Source organism: Xanthomonas sp. NCPPB 1132 (genome assembly GCF_056629235.1).
On record NZ_CM152819.1, the window covers coordinates 1,504,848 to 1,523,425 of the forward strand.

At 67.6% G+C, this 18,578-nt stretch carries 13 protein-coding genes; 8 read left to right on the forward strand and 5 right to left on the reverse strand.

Features of this window, described 5'->3' with window-relative positions:
- Nucleotides 1-3: 3 nt before the first annotated feature.
- Entirely contained in the window at nt 4-1,263 is a 1,260-nt protein-coding gene (locus tag AC1G9L_RS06445; protein WP_019799635.1) for a type II secretion system F family protein, read from the reverse strand.
- Between the two features lie 364 nt (nt 1,264-1,627).
- Between AC1G9L_RS06445 and AC1G9L_RS06450 the strand changes: the two genes are divergently transcribed.
- From AC1G9L_RS06450 to pilB, 3 genes are all read left to right on the forward strand, one after another.
- Nucleotides 1,628-2,047, forward strand: a complete 420-nt coding sequence (locus AC1G9L_RS06450; protein ID WP_019799634.1) for a pilin — start codon at nt 1,628-1,630, stop codon at nt 2,045-2,047.
- Between the two features lie 106 nt (nt 2,048-2,153).
- Nucleotides 2,154-2,555 carry a pilin gene (locus AC1G9L_RS06455; RefSeq protein ID WP_481070514.1) on the forward strand — a complete coding sequence of 134 codons (402 nt, stop codon included), beginning with the start codon at nt 2,154-2,156 and terminating at the stop codon, nt 2,553-2,555.
- Nucleotides 2,556-2,595: 40 nt separating this feature from the next.
- Nucleotides 2,596-4,329 (forward strand): type IV-A pilus assembly ATPase PilB, encoded by a 1,734-nt coding sequence (gene pilB, locus AC1G9L_RS06460; RefSeq protein WP_481070515.1) that lies wholly within the window; start codon nt 2,596-2,598, stop codon nt 4,327-4,329.
- A 239-nt stretch (nt 4,330-4,568) separates the two neighbouring features.
- Here the strand turns inward: pilB and AC1G9L_RS06465 are convergent, their stop codons facing one another.
- Together AC1G9L_RS06465 and AC1G9L_RS06470 are read right to left on the reverse strand one after the other, a co-directional pair.
- Nucleotides 4,569-5,957, reverse strand: a complete 1,389-nt coding sequence (locus AC1G9L_RS06465; RefSeq protein WP_209245885.1) for a sigma-54-dependent transcriptional regulator — start codon at nt 5,955-5,957, stop codon at nt 4,569-4,571.
- Between the two features lie 82 nt (nt 5,958-6,039).
- A complete protein-coding gene (locus AC1G9L_RS06470) occupies nt 6,040-7,653 on the reverse strand; it encodes an ATP-binding protein (protein WP_019799190.1) in 1,614 nt (537 codons plus the stop codon).
- Nucleotides 7,654-8,002: 349 nt separating this feature from the next.
- Here AC1G9L_RS06470 and sucC point away from each other — a divergent pair, with 349 nt between their 5' ends.
- The 4 genes from sucC (at nt 8,003) to AC1G9L_RS06490 (ending at nt 14,683) form a co-directional block, all read left to right on the forward strand.
- On the forward strand, nt 8,003-9,172 hold the full coding sequence (gene sucC, locus AC1G9L_RS06475) for an ADP-forming succinate--CoA ligase subunit beta (protein WP_010342227.1): 1,170 nt from the start codon (nt 8,003-8,005) through the stop codon (nt 9,170-9,172).
- Between the two features lie 22 nt (nt 9,173-9,194).
- Complete coding sequence (sucD, locus tag AC1G9L_RS06480) at nt 9,195-10,070, forward strand: succinate--CoA ligase subunit alpha (protein ID WP_010342226.1); 876 nt, start codon at nt 9,195-9,197, stop codon at nt 10,068-10,070.
- A 379-nt stretch (nt 10,071-10,449) separates the two neighbouring features.
- Nucleotides 10,450-12,507: a pyrroloquinoline quinone-dependent dehydrogenase gene (locus AC1G9L_RS06485; protein WP_481070516.1), complete on the forward strand. Its 2,058-nt coding sequence runs from the start codon at nt 10,450-10,452 to the stop codon at nt 12,505-12,507.
- 538 nt (nt 12,508-13,045) lie between these two features.
- Nucleotides 13,046-14,683 (forward strand): NAD+ synthase, encoded by a 1,638-nt coding sequence (locus tag AC1G9L_RS06490; protein ID WP_481070517.1) that lies wholly within the window; start codon nt 13,046-13,048, stop codon nt 14,681-14,683.
- Between the two features lie 193 nt (nt 14,684-14,876).
- On the opposite strand, the gene egtD is transcribed toward AC1G9L_RS06490, so the two are convergent.
- Nucleotides 14,877-15,860 (reverse strand): L-histidine N(alpha)-methyltransferase, encoded by a 984-nt coding sequence (gene egtD / locus AC1G9L_RS06495; RefSeq protein ID WP_019800693.1) that lies wholly within the window; start codon nt 15,858-15,860, stop codon nt 14,877-14,879.
- Complete coding sequence (gene egtB, locus AC1G9L_RS06500) at nt 15,857-17,146, reverse strand: ergothioneine biosynthesis protein EgtB (protein WP_481070518.1); 1,290 nt, start codon at nt 17,144-17,146, stop codon at nt 15,857-15,859. Before egtB ends, egtD begins: the two co-directional genes overlap by 4 nt.
- Before the next feature lie 70 nt (nt 17,147-17,216).
- Here egtB and AC1G9L_RS06505 point away from each other — a divergent pair, with 70 nt between their 5' ends.
- Nucleotides 17,217-18,425, forward strand: a complete 1,209-nt coding sequence (locus AC1G9L_RS06505) for an aminotransferase class V-fold PLP-dependent enzyme (protein ID WP_481070519.1) — start codon at nt 17,217-17,219, stop codon at nt 18,423-18,425.
- Nucleotides 18,426-18,578: the final 153 nt, after the last annotated feature.

Consider the following 18,578-nt stretch of genomic DNA (forward strand, 5'->3'; position numbering starts at 1 on the left):
TGCTTATCCAACGACGGAGGCCAGCTTGAAGATCGGCAGGTACATGCCGATGACCATGCCGCCGACGATGGTGCCGATGAACACCATGATCAACGGCTCGATCAGGCTGCTCAAGGCATCGACCGCATTGTTCACTTCCTGCTCGAAGTACTCGGCCACCTTGAACAGCATGGCATCCAGCGCGCCGGCCTCTTCGCCGATGGCGGTCATCTGGATGACCATGTGCGGGAACAGATTCGTCTGCTTCATCGCCACATTGACCGGGTAGCCGACCGCCACGTCGTCGCGCATGCGCAGTACCGCTTTTTCGTACACGCTGTTGCCCGTGGCGCCGGCGACGATGTCCAACGCTTCCACCAATGGCACGCCGGCGCGGAAGGTGACAGCCAGGGTGCGCGAAAACCGAGCCACCGAACTGTTGTGCATGATCTGGCCGATGATGGGCACTTTGAGTACCAATCGGTCCATCCCGTGCTGCATCGCAGGCGAACGTTTGTAGGCGAAGATGAAGCCGCCGATGCTGCCGATCAGCAACAGCAACAGCATCCACCAATACGACACCATGAAGCGCGACGCCGCGACGATCATCTGGGTGAAGGCTGGCAGTTCCGCACCGAAACCCTTGAATACGTCCTCGAATTGCGGGACAACCCAGACCAGCAGGATCGAGGTAACGATCAGGGCGACCGCCATCACCATGGCCGGATAGAACAAGGCCTTCTTGATCTTGCCCTTCAGCGCCTCGATGTTTTCCTTGTAGGTGGCAACCGTCTCCAGCACCGTCTCGAGCACGCCGGCGCCTTCACCGGCCTTGACCAGGTTTCGGTACAGTTCGTCGAATTGAACAGGATGCTTGCTGATTGCCTCGTAGAGCGAGGAGCCGCCCTCAATGTCGGTGCGGATCTGATCCACCATCTGCTTCATGCGCGGGTTCTTGTGTCCGCTGGCGATGATCTCCAACGAACCCACGATCGGCACGCCCGACTTCATCATCGTCGCCATTTGGCGGCTGAAGAAGGCGATGTCCTTGGGGCTAATCTTCTTGCCAGCGGCGCCAAACAACGGCTTGGGCTTGGGCTTGACCATCGAGGGGGTAATGCCCTGGCGGCGTAGCTCTGCACGCAGCAGGTTGGCATTCTTGGCGACTTGCTCGCCCTTCATCTTGATGCCGCGTTTGTCGGTGCCCTCCCAGACAAATGGCACCTGTTGACTGGTGCTGCGTGCGACCGGCTCTTTCTTGACTGCGCTGCGCGTTGCGGACATCAGGTCGTCTCCCCCGTCCGGCCATCCCCGGGCGGACATGCCGAGCATGGTATCGGTTTCCTGGGCATCTGGCACCCGTGGGAGCTGTCTCGGCAAGGCCTCATTGTCCACGGGGTGACCTTCAGCGTCACTTTTTGCCGAAATTTGGCGGATGGTCCAGTCTGTCGCAAATTGCCGATTTATCTGCATCTCGCTTGGCGTGCTAGGGCATGATGTGCCACGAGGCATAGGGCCGGGCGGTGCGAGAAGTTGGCACGCCGTCTGCTTCTGTCACCTCGCACGTGGCGCTTCGCCGCGGCGCTCGGGGAGTAGGATCCGCGGGCGAGTGCCTACCACCACCTCATTCCATCTCTAGGGGTTCACAATGAAGAAGCAGCAGGGCTTTACCCTGATCGAACTGATGATCGTGGTCGCGATCATTGCCATCCTGGCCGCCATCGCGATCCCGATGTACCAGGACTATGTTGTCAAGTCCCAGGCGACCTCGGCTCTGGCTGAAATCACGCCTGGCAAGGTTGGTTTTGAGACCGCGATCAACCAGGGCAAGACTCCCAGCACCACCGCGACGGATGATGGCTACATCGGCATTCCGGCTACCACCACCTACTGCAACGTTACGCTGGGGGCGACCGCTACTGGTAATATCACGTGCACCGCGAAGGGCGGAAATGCCGGTAAGTTCAACACCAAGACGATTATCTGGACTCGCGACGCAAACGGTGCATGGACTTGCACCAGCACCCTGGACGCGAAGTATCGTCCGGGCAGTTGCGCTGCGGGCTGATCTGTAGCGCTGTTGTTTACAGGAAGCCCCCGAATGGGGGCTTCTTTGTTTCTATGGTTGCCATATAAGGCCTACATGTTTTTGGGTGCGCAATGAAGGGGGGCATATGCGCGGATTTGCTTTGATTGAATTGATGATGGCTATTGTCATAGTAGCTGTCCTTGCTGCTATAGGGTTCCCTGTCTATCAGGGATATGTCGCGAGAAGCCAAACGACTGCTGCATTAGCGATATTGCGCCCCGGAAAGACCATGATCGAAACTGCCGTCGCGGAGCAGCGCGATGCTTCTCTCCTCGATGCCGATTACATCGGGATCAAAGCGGCTGCTTCTTGCTCCGCAGTGAGTGTCGATGTGACTGGTAATTATATGGTTCAACTCGGTTGCCGTGTTTCGGGTAATTCAAAGGTTGAAGGAAAGATCCTGTACTTGAGGCGCAATGTGGAAGGTGTTTGGACGTGTGACGCGAGCGCCTTTGAGGTACCTTACAGGCCAGGAGGCTGCGGTTGAGATGCATGCCCGCTCTTTCATCGTGAGTTGAGGTGGCAAAATGAGCGCGTTGATGGCTCCAAATCTTGTCGGCATAACCGGGATTGCCCGCCGCCTCGTGCAAGACGGGGCGCTCGAGGAAGCCGCAGCGCGGACCGCCATGGCCCAGGCGGCCGAGGCGAAGGTGCCGCTGCCGCAGTGGTTCTCCGAGAAGAAGCTGGTCACTGCCGCACAGCTGGCCGCCGCGAATGCGGTCGAGTTCGGCATGCCGTTGATGGATGTCTCGGTTTTCGACGCCAGCCAGAACGCGATGAAGCTGGTCAGCGAGGAGCTGCTGCAGAAGTACCAGGTGCTGCCGTTGTTCAAGCGCGGCACCCGCCTGTTCGTCGGCATCAGCAACCCGACCCAGACCCGGGCGCTGGACGACATCAAGTTCCACACCAATCTGACGGTGGAGCCGATCCTGGTCGACGAGGACCAGATCCGCCGGACCCTGGAGCAGTGGCAGGCCAGCAACGATTCTCTCGGCAGCGCGCTGGGCGACGACGAGGGCATGGACAACCTCGATGTCGGCGGCGGCGACGAGGACATGGGCGGCGGTGGCGACACCGGTATCGACGCCAAGGGCGAGGACACCCCGGTCGTCAAGTTCGTGAACAAGGTGCTGGTCGATGCGATCCGCCGCGGCGCCTCCGACATCCACTTCGAGCCCTACGAGGACGACTACCGGGTGCGCCTGCGCATCGACGGCCTGCTCAAGAGCGTGGCCAAGGCGCCGGTCAAGCTCAACCAGCGCATCGCCGCGCGCCTGAAGGTGATGGCGCAGCTGGACATCGCCGAGAAGCGGGTCCCGCAGGACGGCCGCATCAAGCTCAACCTGTCCAAGAACAAGCAGATCGACTTCCGTGTCAGCACGCTGCCGACGCTGTTCGGCGAGAAGATCGTGCTGCGTATCCTCGACGGCAGTGCGGCCAAGCTGGGCATCGACAAGCTCGGCTACGAGCCGGAGCAGCAGAAGCTGTTCCTGGATGCGATCCACAAGCCGTACGGCATGGTCCTGGTCACCGGCCCCACCGGCTCGGGCAAGACGGTGTCGCTGTACACCGCGCTGGGCATCCTCAACGACGACACGCGCAACATCTCCACCGCCGAGGATCCGGTCGAAATCCGCCTGCCCGGGGTCAACCAGGTGCAGCAGAACAACAAGCGCGGCATGACCTTCGCCGCGGCACTGCGCTCGTTCCTGCGCCAGGATCCGGACATCATCATGGTCGGCGAAATCCGCGACCTGGAGACCGCCGAGATCGCGATCAAGGCCGCGCAGACCGGCCACATGGTGCTGTCCACCCTGCACACCAACGACGCGCCGCAGACCATCGCGCGCCTGATGAACATGGGCATCGCGCCCTACAACATCACCAGTTCGGTGACCCTGGTCATCGCCCAGCGTCTGGCGCGGCGCCTGTGCAACAACTGCAAGCGTCCGGTCCAACTGCCGGAGAAGGCCTTGCTGGCCGAAGGCTTCACCGAGGCGGAGATCGCCGACGGCGTGCAGCTCTACGAGGCGGTCGGCTGCGACGAGTGCACCGAGGGCTACAAGGGCCGCACCGGCATCTACCAGGTGATGCCGATGAACGACGAGATCGCGGCGATCGTGCTGCAGGGCGGCAACGCCATGGACATCGCCAGCGCCGCGCAGAACATCGGCGTCAGGGACCTGCGCCAGTCGGCCCTGCTGAAGGCCCGCAACGGCATCACCAGTCTGGCCGAGATCAATCGGGTGACGAAGGATTGAAGGCTGGGAATGGGGAATCGGGATTGGGGAATCGGAAAAGCAGCTTTCCCATTCCTGGTGGCCTGCTGGTATTCCAAGTCTTATTCCCAGGCCTCTTGTAGCGCAGGGCGCACGATGCTGGCTGCGCCCAATCGCATTATTACCCGCCTAGTCGGATCACTCCCTCGGGCGAAGGGACGGGGTAGCCGGAAGAGCGGCTTTGCCCATTCCCCAATCCCGATTCCCCATTCCCGGCTCCTCTACTCCATCCCCAGCTTCTTCAGCTTGTAGCGCAACGCTCGGAAGGTGATGCCGAGTTGCGCGGCGGTGCGGGTCTTGTTCCAGCGGTTCTCTTCCAGCGCCTTCTGGATCGCGGCGCGTTCGAGTTGTTCGATGTAGGACGGCAGGGCGGAGGAGCTGGGGTCGATGTCGACCACGCCGCGCGGCAGGGCGGGGGCGGCCTCGGCGGCGCTGCGGGCGTGGTTGCCGGGTTGCGGCAGGCGCAGGTCGGTGGCGCTGATCTGGTCGTCCTCGGCCATCGCCAGGGCGCGTTCGAGGATGTTTTCCAGTTCGCGCACGTTGCCGGGGAAGGCGTAGCTGCTCAGCGCGTCCAGCGCCGAGGGCGACAGCAGCGGGGTGGGGCGGCCGTGGCTCTTGGCCAGCCGCGCCAGGATCGCCGCGGCCAGTTGCGGCAGGTCGCCGCCGCGCTCGCGCAGCGGCGGCACGCGCAGTTCGATCACGTTGATGCGGTAGTACAGGTCGTGGCGGAAGCGGCCCTCGGCGACCAGGTCGGCCAGGTCCTTGTGCGTGGCCGAGAGGATCCGCACATCCACCGGCACTTCGCTGGCGGCGCCGACAGGGCGCACCGATTTCTCCTGGATCGCGCGCAGCAGCTTGACCTGCATCGGCAGCGGCAGTTCGGCGACCTCGTCGAGGAACAGGGTGCCGCCGTGCGCGGCCTGGAACAGGCCGGCCTGGTCGGCATGGGCGCCGGTGAAGCTGCCCTTCTTGTGGCCGAAGAACTCGCTTTCCATCAGTTCGGCGGGGATCGCGCCGCAGTTCACCGGCACGAACGGGCCGGCCGCGCGGGCGCCCTGTTCGTGGATGGTGCGCGCGACCAGTTCCTTGCCCACGCCGGATTCGCCGAGGATGTAGACCGGCGCCTGGTTGCGCGCGACCTTGGCGATGGTGCTGCGCAGCGCGTCCATCGCCGCCGAGGCGCCGAGCAGGCGGCTGGCCTGCTCCGGGGCCGGCGGCGGCGGCGCGGCGCGGCTCTCGTTGTTGAGTTCCAGCGCATGCTTGACCAGGCCGCGCAGCACCTGGATGTCCACCGGCTTGCTGACGAAGTCGAAGGCGCCGGCCTTCAACGCCTCCACTGCCAGGTCCATGCTGCCGAAGGCGGTGATCATCGCCACCGGCGTGCGCGGGTAGTGCTTGGCGATCTCGCTGACCAATTCGATGCCGTTGCCGTCGGGCAGACGCATGTCGGTAATGCACAGATCGTAGGGATTGCTCGCCAGCAGTTCGCGCGCTTCGGCGAGGTTGGCGGCGGTGCTGATGCGCAGCCCCATCCGGCCCAGGGTCAGGACCAGCAACTCGCGGATGTCGCGCTCGTCGTCGACGACCAGGGCGCTTCGGGTTTCGTTCATGTGCAGGGAAGATAGCGTAGGAACCGGGGCATGCGCCAATTTACCGGCGCCGGCCGCGCGCTGGCGGAGCGATTCTCACCTGTCAGCCGCTGAGCATGGTGTGGGGGCCGGGCAGGGCGACGCGGAAACAGGCGCCGCCGGCCGGTACCGGCACGTATTCCAGACGCGCCTGGTTGGCCCGGCACAGCTCGCGGGCGATGTACAGGCCCAGCCCGGTGCCGTGCTCGGAGGTGGTGAAGAACGGCCGGAACAGCTGTGCCGCCACCGCCTCGGGAATGCCGGGGCCGCGGTCCATCACGTCGACGATGGCGTTGCGTTCCTGCAGCGCCACGCGCAGCCGCACCCGCGCCGGCTCCTCCATCACCCGCCCGTACTTGAGCGCGTTGTGCACCAGGGCGCTGAGGATCTGGTGCAGGTGCTTGGGATCGACCAGCGCGTGCACCGGCTGCGGGGCGAGGATCGCTTCGAGGCTGTCGGTCTCGATCGACAGGGTCTGCCGGTACTCCAGGACGAAGCGGCGCACGAACGCGCCCAGGTCCAGGTTCTCCGGATTGGAGCGCTCGCGCCGGGCCAGGCCGAGCACGCTCTCGACGATGCCGTTGGTGCGCTGGCACTGCTGGTGGATGATCTGCAGCAGGCGGCGGTCGGCATCGCCGATCGCCGGCGATTCTTCCAGCAACTGCGAGGCGTAGTTGATCGCGGCCAGCGGGTTGCGGATCTCGTGGGCCAGGCTGGCCGAGAAGCGGCCCAGCGCCGACAGCGTCAACGACTCGGCGCGTCGCGACACCACCGTGGCGTCGTCCAGGAACACCAGGGTCAGGTCGCCCTCGGCCAGCAGCCGGGCGAAGCGCGGCTGCACCTCCGGCTGGTCCGGCGACAGCTGCAGCGGGCTTTCGTCCTGGTTCCAGCCGTTGCGCCAGCGCTGCAGGCGCCGGGCCAGTTCCGGCGCGGCGCTGAGCAGGTCAAGCCGGCCGCTTTCGCTGTTGCCGTCGGTGTCGCCGAGCAGTGCCGACGCGGCCTCGTTGGCCAGCGTCACCCGGTTCTGCGTGTCCACCACCAGCACCCCGGTGCGCATGCGGCGGATGATCAGTTCGTTGATTTCGTAGAGATTGGCCACCTCGGCGCCGCGGCGTTCGGCCAGGCTCTGGCTGGCGCGCGCACGCTGGCCGAGGCGGTTGCAGATGTAGGCCACCGCCAGATAGCTGGTGGCGAACATCGCCAGTTCGGCCAGGCTGCGGGTGTTGTCGGCGCCGTCCAGGACGCTCCAGATGTATTCGGCCAGCGTCGCCGCCGAGGCGGTCAGGGCGACGGCGAGGCCGCCGCGCAGGCGCAGCAGCATCGCCGCGGCGGCGACGTTGAACAGCAGCATCATCGCGATGCCGGCGCTGGCCGCGGGCAGGGCATGCGCGGCCAGGGTCGCGGCGACGATGTCGGCGATGGCGCTGAAGCCGACGATCGGCGCCAGGTGCGCCTCGTTGCGGCCCCACACCAGCAGCGCCAGCGCCACCGCCAGGTAGGCGGTGGACAGGGTGGTGGCCAGTTGCGGGTAGCGCGGCTCGCCGACCAGCACGCCGAGCGGGCTGAACACCAGGGCGGCGATCAGCCCGGCCACCAGCACACGGTACAGCGCGAAGAAATACAGCTCGCGGCGCGGGATGGACTCGATGCGATCGATGAGCGAGGCGCTGGGGGGCAAGCCGGACTCCGGGCGGGCAGCGGACGGCGCGAGTATAGGGGTGGTGCCGTCTGCGCGGATGGCAGCCGGGACGGCGGCGGCCTGGTCGGGCCGTCGCCGCGGGGAGGCGGTGCTCGGTCCGGGCAAGAGAAGGACGGGCGAGTGCGGCAGGGCGGGGACGGCCCGGTGCCTGCTCCAGTCGATGCTGCCGCCGCGGCCCTTCCCGGCGTCCTCGGCCGGGTCGGAGCGCCGCCGCTTTTGCGCCGCCGCCCTGGGTCGGCGACAATAGGCGTCCCGTCCGTACCGCTCCCGGCCGCCACTCAGGGCCCGGATCGCTGCGGGACGGCCGTTCCTTTTCCCACGGTGACGCATGAATTTCCACGAATATCAGGCAAAACAACTGCTTGCCGAGTACGGCATCCCGGTCCCGGCCGGCAAGGTCGCGGCGACTCCGGAAGAAGCGGTTGAAGCCGCCAAGTCGCTGGGCGCTGGCCCCTGGATGGTCAAGGCGCAGATCCACGCAGGTGGCCGCGGCAAGGCCGGCGGTGTCAAGTTCTGCAAGACCACCGACGATGTGAAGGCCGTTGCCGAGAAGCTGCTCGGCACCAAGATGGCCACCTATCAGACCGCCGGCGTCGAGCTGCCGATCAACCTGGTGCTGGTGACCACCGCCGGCGAGATCGTCAAGGAGCTGTACCTGTCGGTGCTGGTCGACCGCGGCACCCGCACCATCAGCTACATCGCCTCCTCCGAGGGCGGCATGGAGATCGAACAGGTCGCCGCCGAGACCCCGGACAAGATCCACACGCTCAACGTCGACTTCGTCGAGGGCGTGCAGGGTTACCACGGCCGCGACATCGGCTTCAAGATGGGCCTGACCGCCAAGCAGGCCGGTCAGTTCGCCAGCATCATGGTCAACCTGTACCGCATCTTCAACGAGAAGGACCTGGCCCTGGTGGAGATCAATCCGCTGGCCATCCTGGACGACGGCAACCTCTACGCGCTGGACGGCAAGTTCAACAGCGACGACAACGCCAACTTCCGCCACAAGGAACTGGTCGCCATGCGCGACAAGTCCCAGGAAGACGAGACCGAAGTGACCGCTTCGGAGCTGGACATCAACTACGTCACCATGGACGGCAACATCGGCTGCATGGTCAACGGCGCCGGTCTGGCCATGGCCACGATGGACGTGATCAAGCTCAACGGCGGCGAGCCGGCGAACTTCCTCGACGTGGGCGGTGGTGCCAACAAGCAGCGCGTGATCGAGGCGTTCAAGCTGATCCTGTCCTCGGACAAGGTCGAGGGCATCTTCGTCAACATCTTCGGCGGCATCGTCCGCTGCGACATGATCGCCGAGGGCATCATCGCGGCGGTCAAGGAAGTGGGCGTCAAGGTGCCGGTCGTGGTGCGCCTGGAAGGCACCAACGTGGAAGAGGGCAAGCAGCTGCTGCGCGACAGCGGCATGGCCATCATCCCGGCCGACAACATCAACGACGGCGCCAAGAAGGTCGTTGAAGCTGTCAAGAACGCCGCCTGATCCACGACACCAAGGAACTCCAATGTCTGTTTTGATCAACAAGAACACCAAGGTGATCGTGCAGGGCTTCACCGGCCAGCAGGGCACCTTCCACGCCACCCAGATGATCGAGTACGGCACCCAGGTCGTCGGCGGTGTCACGCCGGGCAAGGGCGGCACCACCCACATCGACCTGCCGGTGTTCAACACCGTGGCCGATGCCGTGCAGAGCACGGGCGCAGACGCCTCGGTGATCTACGTGCCGCCGCCGTTCGCGGCCGACGCGATCCTGGAAGCGGCCGCGGCCGGCATCAAGGTCATCGTCTGCATCACCGAAGGCATCCCGGTGCTGGACATGCTGCGCGTCAAGAACGTGCTGACCCGCTCGCATCCGGACACCGTGCTGATCGGGCCGAACTGCCCCGGCGTGATCACCCCGGGCGAGTGCAAGATCGGCATCATGCCGGGCCACATTCACAAGCCGGGCAAGATCGGCATCGTGTCGCGTTCGGGCACGCTGACCTATGAAGCGGTCAAGCAGACCACCGAAGTCGGCCTGGGCCAGTCCACCTGCATCGGCATCGGCGGCGACCCGATCAACGGCCTGAACTTCGTCGACTGCCTCAAGCTGTTCAACGAGGACCCGCAGACCGAAGGCATCATCATGGTCGGCGAAATCGGCGGCGACGCCGAGGAAGCCGGTGCCGAGTACATCGCCAAGCACGTCAAGAAGCCGGTGGTCGGCTTCATCGCCGGTGCCTCGGCGCCGGCCGGCAAGCGCATGGGCCACGCCGGTGCGATCGCCTCGGGCGGCAAGGGCACGGCCGAAGGCAAGTTCGCGGCGATGGAAGCCGCTGGCGTCAAGACCGTCCGCTCGCCGGGCGACCTGGGTGCGGCGATCGCCTCGCTGGTGAAGTAAGGCGTCAGCGCCGCGGCAGCGACCCGCCTTCGGGTTGTCGCTGTCGCCGCCGCTGTCCGGAAAGGCCTCGCGCAAGCGGGGCCTTTTTCGTTTTGGTTGGCCGGTGTACGGCATCGTTGCGGCGTGCCTGGTGTGACGGGCCGGGTGCGGGCGGCCACGCGCTGCAGCCGACCAGCCCCCTGCGCAATCAAGCGTTTGCGCCATCCCCGGGGTCGCCACTCGTCCCTGCCGACCCGCCATTGGTCCCCAGGCCTGGGGTTGCCGTCCCTGCTGCGCTGACAGGGCCCGGCACGACTCCGACACTGGCGCCACTTTCTTCGACAGCGACAGGAGCGGATGCGTGATCAGGCGATGGCGGGCAGCGGTATGCGGGGCGGGCATGGCGATGGGTATCGGTGGCCTCTGCGCGGCGGCGCCAGGCGACTGGGCCAGTTATGCCGGCGCGCCCGGCGGCGGGCAGTATTCGCCGCTGACCCAGATCACCCCGGACAACATCGGCCGGCTGCGCATCGCCTGGTCGTTCCGCACCGGCGAACTCGGCGCGGGCCTGCCCGATCCGGAACGGCGCCGCTTCGAGGCCAATCCGCTGGTGCTGGGTGGGCGCATGTACCTCACCACCGGGACCGGCATCGCCTTCGCCCTGGATGCGACCAGCGGCCGCGAACTGTGGTCGTTCGATGCCAAGGTCGCGCGCAACAAGCACTACAGCGACCCGGCCTCGCGCGGGGTGAGTTTCTGGCGCGATACCCAGGCGACGGCGGGCGCGTGCCGCGAGCGCATCGTGTATGGCACCCTGGATGCGCGGCTGATCGCGCTGGATGCCGCCGACGGCAAGCCCTGCGCCGGGTTCGGCGAGGACGGCACGATCGACCTGCATGCCGGCATCGACGTGCACGACAACGCCAGCGATGCCTGGGCCAACTATGCGGTGACCTCGCCACCGGTGGTGGCCGGCGACGTGCTGGTGGTCGGCAGCTCGATCGGCGACAACCGCGGGCATGCGCTGGAGCAGGGCGTGGTCCGTGGCTACGACGCGCGCAGCGGTCGCGAGCTGTGGCGCTGGGATCCGGTGCCGCGCGATCCGGCCAAGGCGGCTGCGGCCGGCTGGCAGCCGGAGCAGGCGGCCACGGTCGGCGGCGGCAATGCGTGGGCGCCGCTGTCGGTGGATCCGGCGCTGGGTCTGGTCTACGTGCCGACCGGCTCGGCCAGCCCCGACTACTACGGTGGCGAGCGCCTGGGCGACAACCGCGACGCCGACTCGCTGGTGGCCCTGGACCTGCACAGCGGGCGCCGGGTGTGGGCGCAGCAACTGGTGCACCACGATCTGTGGGACTACGACCAGGCCTCGCAGCCGGTGCTGACCACGGTGCAGACCGCGCAGGGGCCGCGCGCGGCGGTGCTGCAGGCGACCAAGACCGGCTTCCTGTTCGCCTTCGATCGCCGCGACGGCACGCCGCTGTTCCCGATCAGCGAGGTGCCGGTGCCGGCCTCCGACGTGCCGGGCGAGCGCACCTCGCCGACCCAGCCGATGCCCGAGCCGGGGTTGCGGCTGGCACGGCATACACCGCTGACCGCCGCCGATGCCTGGGGGGCGACGCCGGGCGCGCGCCGCGAATGCGCTGCGCTGATCGCCGGGCTGCGCTCGGAAGGCCTGTTCACCCCGCCCAGTGTGCGCGGCACGATCGCGCTGCCGGGCTGGGCCGGCGGCGTGAACTGGGGCGGGATCGCGGTGGATCCGCAGCGGCAGCTGGCGATCCTGCCGGTGTCGGACCTGCCGATGCAGGTAGCGCTGATCCCGCGCGAGCAGTTCAGCAAGGCCGAGCGTGCGCGCCATCCGGACCAGCAGTTCAACGACATGGAAGGCACGCCGTACTACATGCGCCGCGGCATGCTCAGCTCCTCCGGCGGCATTCCCTGCGTCAAGCCACCGTGGGGGCGACTGGTGGCGGTGGATCTGCGCACGCGCAAGATCGCCTGGGAGCGCCCGCTCGGCACCCTGGAAGAGAAGCTGCCGTGGCTGCCGCTGGAGGTGGGCACGCCGCTGCTCGGCGGCGCGGTGACCACGGCCAGTGGTCTGACCTTCATTGCCGCGGCGGCCGATGCGCGCCTGCGCGCGCTCGACAGCGCCACCGGCAAGACCCTGTGGGAGGCCAAGCTGCCAGCCGGCGGCCAGGCCACGCCCTCGGTCTATGCGGTGGGCGGCAAGCAATACGTGGTGATCGCGGCCGGCGGGCGCGAGGGCATGGGCACGATGGGCGACTACGTGGTCGCCTATACGCTCGACGGCACGGGCAAGGACGTGGTGTTCCAGCATGGCGTCGGCGTGCGCATGGCGGTGCTGGGCCTCGCCGCGCTGAGTTTGTGCGCGGGAATGGTGATGCTGGTGCGGCGTTGGCGCCGGCGGCGCCGTGCACGGACCGGTGCTGGCGTCCGCTGAAGCACATGGCGGTGGCGGGTTAGCGCTTGGGAGTGATGCAGTCGGGACTGAAGTCCCTCCCACAGCGCTTGGCCAGCATGCCGTCTTCCGTTGCTGCGTCGCGTCCCTGTAGGAGCGGCTTCAGCCGCGATGGCGTTACCGGGAATACCCGTCGCGGCTGAAGCCGCTCGTACGAGGGGCACGAGATATCCGCTGAGCCGCGGCAAGAGCACGCTGTTCGAGTTGCCCTGAAGTCCCTACGACGGTGCCCCGACAGCACTTGGCATGCCGCTCCTTGTGGGAGCGACGTCAGTCGCGACGCGGAGTCTGTCAGCGGCCGGCTTCGGCATCAGATGGGACCGAAGTCCCTCCCACAGTGCATTCGTCAGGTGGCCGGCACCGCATGAAGTGCGGCCGACCGGATCGCCGGCCGCGGTGCGGCGCTACACTGCGCATTGCTGCCGTGCGCATCTCGGCTGCGCTGCTGCTGGCACCGCCGTGGGTGGCCGGCATCGGCACGACCGCCGCGCTTTCCCCTCCCGCTTCTGCAAGGTTGTCCATGTCTTCTTCGCTCCGCCTCGCCATGGCCCAATTCGATTTCCCGGTCGGCGCCGTGGCCCAGAACACCGACCGGATCATCGCCTTGATCGAGGAGGCGCGCGACGAGTACGGCGCCGACGTGGTGCTGTTCCCGGAGCTGGCGGTGAGTGGCTATCCGCCGGAGGACCTGCTGCTGCGGCCGGGTTTCCTGGCCGACTGCGAGCGCGCGGTGCAGCGCATCGCCGCACAGGTGCGTGGCATCGTCGCGGTGGTCGGCTGGCCGCAGAGCGCCGGCAGCGTGGTCTACAACGCCGCCAGCGTGCTGCGCGGCGGCCGCATCGAGCGCACCTACCGCAAGCGCGAACTGCCCAACTACGCAGTGTTCGACGAGCGCCGCTATTTCGACGTGGACCCGGACGGCGAGAACTGCGTGTTCGAGGTCAAGGGCACTCCGGTCGGCCTGGTGATCTGCGAGGACCTGTGGTTCCCGGAGCCGCTGGCGGCGACCGTGCGAGTGGGCGCGGAACTGGTGCTGGTGCCCAATGCCTCCCCCTACGAACGCGGCAAGCATGCGCAGCGCGACGCGCTGCTGGCCGAGCGCAGCCGCGAGAGCGGTGCGGCGCTGGCCTATCTCAACGTGGTCGGCGGCCAGGATGCGCTGGTGTTCGACGGCGCCTCGGTGGTGGCCGACGGCGACGGCACCGTGCATCCGGCGGCGGCCGCCTTCACCGACCAATGGCTGGTGGTGGAGTACGACACCGCCGCGCGCCGCTTCGCGCCGCTGCGCTGGACCGACGACGGCGACGAGAGCATGGATGCGCTGGCCTGGCGCGCGGTGGTGCGCGGGCTGCAGGACTACTGCGCCAAGAACCGCTTTTCCAAGGTCTGGCTGGGCCTGTCCGGCGGCATCGATTCGGCGCTGGTGCTGGCGATGGCGGTGGACGCGCTGGGCGCGGACAACGTCACCGCGGTTCGCTTGCCATCGCGCTACACCGCCGACCTGTCCAACGACCTGGCCGCGGATCAATGCCGCGTCCTCGGCGTGAAGCTGGAGACGGTGGCAATCGAGCCGGCGTTCGAGGGCTTGCTGAGCGCGCTCGGCCCGCTGTTCGCCGGCACCGAGCCCGACGTCACGGAGGAGAACCTGCAGTCGCGCAGCCGCGGCGTGATCCTGATGGCGCTGGCCAACAAGTTCGGCGGCCTGCTGCTGACCACCGGCAACAAAAGCGAGTACGCGGTGGGCTACGCCACCATCTACGGCGACATGTGCGGCGGCTACGCGCCGCTGAAGGACCTGTACAAGACCGAGGTGTTCGGCCTGGCGAAGTGGCGCAACACGGTCGGCGGTACGCCGGTGATCCCGCCGGCGGTGATCGCGCGGCCGCCCTCGGCGGAACTGCGCGCCAACCAGACCGACCAGGACTCGCTGCCGCCGTACGACGTGCTCGACGGCATCCTCTACCGCTACGTCGACCAGGAGGAGTCGCGCGACGAAATCGTCGCCGCCGGCTATGCCGCCGAGGTGGTCGATCGCGTGGTGCGGCTGGTGCGCATCAGCGAATGGAAGCGCCACCAGGCCGCGCCGGGGCCGAAGGTGTCGCGCCGCGCGTTCGGCCGCGAGCGGCGCTATCCGATCAGCAACGGGTACCAGGCCTGACGCGGTCCTCGACCTGGCATCTGCCTCATCTGTAGGAGCGGCTTCAGCCGCGACGGGCCTTGCTGGTAAAGCCCGTCGCGGCTGAAGCCGCTCCTACGAGAGATGTTACGCGGGTGTCGTTGACAGGAAGCTACGGCATCGCGCCGTATTCGCTTTTACGAATCCCCAATCCCCAATCCCAAATCCCCACCCTTCAGACCGTTTGCAACAACCGCAGCCCGAACGCATCGTCCTGCGCATTCCAGCCATGACTGACGCGCAGGCCGGCCTCGGCGGCCATCGCCGCGAAACTCTGGTCGGTGTACTTGTGGCTGTACTCGACCTGCATCGCTTCGCCCTCGGCGAAATCGAAGCGGCGCCCGGCCACGGTCACCTGCTGCGCGCGCTGGCTGACCAGGAAGGTTTCGATGCGCTGGCGCGTTTCCGAGTACACCGCGCGATGGCGGAACTGCACCAAGTCGAAATCGCTGCCGATCTCGCGGTTGAGCCGGCGCAGCAGGTTCAGCGTGAATGTGGCGGTGACCCCGGCGGCGTCGTTGTAGGCGGCCTCCAGCAGCGCCGTGTCCTTGACCAGATCGATGCCGATCAGCGCGCAGCCGTCCGCGCCCATGGTCTGGCGCATCGAGCGCAGCAGGGCGATGCCGTCCTCGCGAGTGAAGTTGCCCAGGGTCGAGCCGGGGAAGAACACCAGGGTGCGGCGCGCGCCGCGCTGCGGCGCCGGCAGCGCCACCGGCGCGGTGAAGTCGGCGCACACCGGCAGCATCTGGATGTGCGGGAAGCGCTCGGCCAGCCGCGCGGTACTGGACATCAGCATGTCGCGGGAGATTTCGATGGGCGTGTAGGCCACCGGCATGCGCAGGCCGTCCAGCAGCAGCTGGGTCTTGCGGCCGCTGCCGCTGCCCAGTTCCACCACGTGCGCGCCGGTGCCCACCGCCTGCGCGATCGAGGGCATCCGCGCTTCCAGCAGATCCAGCTCGGTGCGGGTCAGGTAGTACTCGGGCTGGCGGGTGATCGCCTCGAACAGGCGCGAGCCCTCGGCGTCGTAGAAATACTTGGACGGCAGCTGCTTGGGGCTGCACGACAGGCCGGCGATCGCATCGGCGGTGATGTCGTCCGGCTGCGGATGCAGGTCGGTCAGGGCGGCTTCGGTGAGGGCACGGGCGGTTGCGGCATTCATGCGGGATCCTTGGCCAGGCGCACGCCGGCGAACTGCCACCGCGCATCGGAGGGGAAGAAATTGCGGTAGCTGGCGCGGATGTGATCGTGCGGCGTGGCACAACTGCCGCCGCGCAACACCCACTGCGCGTTCATGAACTTGCCGTTGTATTCGCCCAGCGTGCCCGACCACGGACGGAAGCCGGGATAGGGCAGGTAGGCACTGCCGGTCCATTCCCAGACATCGCCGAACAACTGCTGCAGGCCAGTACTGGCCGGCGCCGTCGACTGCGGATGCAGCGCATCGCGTTCGACGAAGTTGCCGGCGACGGCGACGCCGGCGGCGGCCTGTTCCCACTCCGCCTCGGTCGGCAGGCGTGCGCCGGCCCAGCGCGCGAACGCATCGGCCTCGAACAGGCTGAGATGGCACACCGGTGCATGCGGATCGCGTTCGCGCCAGCCGCCGAGGGTGAATTCGCGCGCGCCGTCGGCATGCCAGTACAGCGGGCGTTGCCAGTCCTCCGCGCAACGCTTGGACCAGCCGTCGCTGAGCCACAGCCCGACCGTGCGATAGCCGCCATCGGCGATGAACTCGGCATATTCGGCGTTGCTCACCGGGCGGCTGGCCAGCGCATGCGCCGGCACCAGCACGCGATGCCGCGGCGATTCGTTGTCGTAGGCGAAGTCGCCATGCGCCGGCCACGGCGCGGCACCGATCTCGCTGATCTGTTCGTCACGCTGCAGCCAGCGCAGCGGGGACGCGGGCGCGTGCTGGGTCGCCAGGTCGGCGCGATAGGCCGGGCCCAGTGGATTGCGCCAGAACGCGTGCTTGATGTCGGTGAGCAGCAACTCCTGGTGTTGCTGCTCGTGCTGCAGGCCCAGCTCCAGGATCTGCAGCGTCTGCGGCTCCAGCGTGCCGGCCTGCAGCTGCGCCAGCACGCGGCTTTCGATCTCCGCGCGGTAGTCCAACACCTGCGCCAGCGATGGCCGCGACAGCAGGCTGCGATGCGGCCGCGCATGCGCCGGACCGATGCTCTGGTAGTAGCTGTTGAACAGGTAGTCCCACTGCGGATCGCGGGCGCGGTACGCCGGATCGGCGCCGAGCACGAAACGTTCGAAGAACCAGGTGGTATGCGCCAGATGCCATTTGGCCGGGCTGGCGTCGTCCATGCTCTGCACCATCGCGTCTTCTTCGCTCAATGGTGCGGCGAGATGACGGCTGCGGGCGCGCACGCGGCGCAGGCGCTCGGCCAGCGTCGCGGCGGACGTGATGGGCGAGGGCGGTGACGCCGGAGAGATCGCTTGCATCGACGCAGTCTTAGCGCTGGGGCGTGAACGGACCGTCACGCGTCGCAGACCGTGGCGTTACCCTAGGCACATGTCTACGATCGCCTCGCGCCACGCAGCCGGTCTGGCGTCCACCGGACAATTGGTCGACCTCGATGCCGCGGCGGAGGCGTTCGCCCTGCCGGCCGGGGTGCGCTACCTGGACACCGCCAGCAAGGGGCCGCGCCTGCACCGTGCGCTGGCCGCGGGGCAGGCGGCGCTGGCTGAGTCGATCGCGCCGTGGACGCTGTCCTTCGATGCCTGGCGCGCGCAGATCGAAGACCTGCGTGCGCTGGCCGCCGCCACCGCGTTCTCGGGCGACAGCGAAGGGGTGGCGATGGTGCCGTCGGCGGCCTACGGCCTGGCCATCGCGGCGCGGCAGGTGCCGTTGGCGCCCGGCGATGCTGTGCTGCTGCTCGATGGCCAATTCCCGTCCAACCTGCTGGCGTGGCAGCAACGCTGCGCCGAGAGCGGTGCGCACCTGGCGGTGGTGCGGCGGGCGCCCGGACAGGACTGGACCGATGCGGTGCTGGCCACGCTCGACGCACAGCCGCGCGTGCGCGTGGCGACATTGCCGAATGCGTATTGGCGCGACGGCGGTCTGTTGGATCTGGACCGCATCGCGCCGGGCGTGCATGCGGCCGGCGCGATGCTGGTGCTGGACCTGAGCCAGAGCCTGGGGGTGCTGACGGTCCGGTTGGACGCCTGGCGGCCGGATTTCGTGGTCTCGGTCGGGCACAAATGGCTGCTCGGGCCGATGGGGCTGGCATGGCTGTGGGCCTCGCCGCACTGGCGCGCGCACGGCGTCCCGTTCGAGCAGCACTGGCAGGCGCGCGATCCGGGCGCGGATTGGCAATTCCCTGCCGAGGCGCCGCCGCCCTACCGCAGCGGCGCGCGCCGCTTCGATGCCGGCGGCGTGGCCGATCCGCTGCGCCTGGCGATGGCCAACGCGGCGCTGCAGCAGGTGCAGCACTGGCAGCCGGCACGCATCGCGCAGCGGCTCGGTGAACTTGGCGCGGCGTTCGATGCGGAACTGCAGGCGCTGGGCGCGGACGATTGGATCGCGTCGGGGCATGCGCCGCATCTGTACGCGCTGCGTCCGCCGGCCTCGACGATGCCGGTGTTGCTGCCATGGCTGCAGCGCGCGCAGGTCATCTGCACGCATCGGCACGGCGCGCTGCGGATCGCGCCGTACCTGCAACTGACGCCAGAGGCGATGCGCGGCCTGGCGCGCGAGATGGTGGCGGTGGTGCGCGGCTGAGGCACGCGTGTGCGACGTGGTCTGTCAGCGGCCGACGACCGATCCGAATCGTCGATCGTGTTGAGATGCATGCCTTCGTTCGTCGCGGCTGAAGCCGCTCCTACGACAGACGCGGCACGCATGCCGCAGGAGCGGCTTCAGCCGCGACCACCA